Here is a 579-nt window from a genome sequence, read left to right on the forward strand (position 1 = left end):
CCGCTCAGGCCGGCTTCATCACCATCAGGAAATACACCGCCAGCATCGCGATGAACGCCGGGTAGCCGAGCCGTTCCCAAATCTTCGCGTAGCGCCAGTAGGCGTCGGGCAGGACCGTCGCGCCGCTTGCCTGGGCGGCGCCGGCGAGCTTCGTCATGTCGAGCTGGATCTTGACCACCGGCAGCCAGCACGCGGCGGCCACCGCGTACAGCACCAGCGTGGCGACGATCCACGGCGTTTGCCACGGCCAGCCGGCCTGATGCGCGAGCCACAGGCCCGAGGCCGGCTGGAACAGCACGGCCGGCGTGGTGAACCACCAGTCGGCGCGCACCACCAGCCGCGAGACGGCCGCGATCGCGGGCACCGAGCGCGTGCGGTTCGCGAAGAACAGATAGAACGCCGAACCGAAGCCGGTGCCGACCATCAGCACCGAGGACAGGATATGCAGCGTCTTGACGATCAGATAGGCGTTCATGAGAAGTCCGATTCGTGGATCAGCAGAAACAGGATGGCGAGGATCGGCGCGTTCTTGATCAACGGGCCGAACGGCTCGGCGAACTGGCCGGGCAGCGTCAGTGC

Annotated in this window: 1 protein-coding gene; it reads right to left on the reverse strand. The window is 66.8% G+C overall.

The features are described 5' to 3' along the window. Positions 1-4: 4 nt before the first annotated feature. Positions 5-475 (reverse strand): DUF2269 domain-containing protein, encoded by a 471-nt coding sequence (locus tag G3N92_RS34420; protein ID WP_206131925.1) that lies wholly within the window; start codon positions 473-475, stop codon positions 5-7. Positions 476-579: the final 104 nt, after the last annotated feature.

The organism is Burkholderia sp. Ac-20379 (assembly GCF_017104645.1).
Lineage (GTDB): Bacteria > Pseudomonadota > Gammaproteobacteria > Burkholderiales > Burkholderiaceae > Burkholderia.

Bases quoted from the DNA above. Each gene is read 5' to 3' on its own strand.
- G3N92_RS34420 (WP_206131925.1), bottom strand. From the start codon at position 475: ATGAACGCCTATCTGATCGTCAAGACGCTGCATATCCTGTCCTCGGTG.